This window comes from Nocardioides sp. P5_C9_2 (assembly GCF_054049555.1).
In genome coordinates, this window is record NZ_JBFUMD010000720.1 from 1 (window position 1) to 1,248 (window position 1,248).

The 1,248-nt window shown below is 72.4% G+C and carries 2 protein-coding genes; both read left to right on the plus strand.

The genetic code is table 11. From position 1 onward, the window contains the following. Positions 1 to 821, plus strand: an 821-nt coding sequence (locus ACXJKL_RS21280; protein ID WP_457208982.1) for an ABC transporter permease, incomplete at its 5' end; no start/stop codon positions are given. Between the two features lie 62 nt (positions 822 to 883). Beyond that, positions 884 to 1,248 (plus strand): GntR family transcriptional regulator (locus tag ACXJKL_RS21285; protein ID WP_457208983.1); only part of this gene is annotated, 365 nt, incomplete at its 3' end.

Sequence of the window (1,248 nt, forward strand, 5' to 3'; positions counted from 1 at the left end):
GCCCCGACTCGGAGGGCATCGCGGCCCTCGACCCGGCCGCCTTCCGGCAGGGCATCGACCTCACCATGGTCGCCGGCTCCGCCTCCGACCTCCGCGACGGGACGGTCATCCTGGACGAGGAGTACGCCGACGAGAGGTCCCTGTCGGTGGGGGACACCTACGACGTCGACCTCGCCGACGGACCCCGGCAGCTGGAGGTGGTCGGCGTCTACGCCGAGAACCCGATCCTGATCTTCCCGGCCGTCACCACGCCGCGCACGCTGATCGAGGCCGGCTACCGCGACGCCGACAACTTCCTCATCATCGACACCGACGGCTCCGGCGCCGTGCAGGCCGAGCTGGAGGGGGTGGTCGCCGACCAGCCCATCGTGACGGTCAAGGACCAGCAGGCGTTCGCCGCCGAGCAGCGGGGACCGATCGACCAGCTGGTCCTGATGATCTTCGCGCTGCTGGGCCTGGCCCTGCTCATCGCCGTGCTCGGGATCGTCAACACCCTCGCGCTGTCGATCATCGAGCGGACGCGCGAGGTCGGCCTGCTGCGGGCCATCGGGGTGAGCCGCGCCCAGCTGCGCCGGATGGTGACCCTGGAGTCGGTGGTGATCGCCGTGCTCGGGGCCGTGCTGGGCGTGGTGATGGGCATCGGGTTCGGGGTGGCGCTGATGCACGCGCTGCGCGACCAGGGGCTCGAGGTGATCGACGTGCCCGTCGGGCAGCTCGCGATGTTCCTCGTCGCCTCACTCGTGATCGGGGTGCTCGCGGCGGTGCTCCCGGCCCGCCGCGCGGCTCGCCTGGACGTGCTCGAGGCGATCAGCACCGACTGACCTTTACCATCCCGTTGGGGAAAACCTCACCCCGACCCTCCGGCGGGACTACCCTTGGGCCCGTGGACACCGTGGACGTCAGGCCTGCCGAGCGCAGCCTCAAGCACGTGCAGGTGCGCGAGTACGTCCGGGACCTCCTCGCCACCGCCGAGCCCGGAGCGGCCGCGCCCTCGGAGCGCGAGCTGGTCGCCCAGTTCGGTGTCGCCCGGATGACGGTCCGCCAGGCGCTCGACGCGCTGGTCGGGGAGGGCCTGCTGGAGCGGGTCCCCGGTCGCGGCACCTTCGTCGCCCAGCCCCGCCACCGCGCCGGCCAGCTGACCTCCTTCACCGAGGACATCAAGCGTCGCGGCATGCTGCCGGAGTCGCAGACCCTGCTCGCCCGCCGCGAGCAGGCCGGCCCGGGCGTCGCCCGCGCGCTCTCCATCAC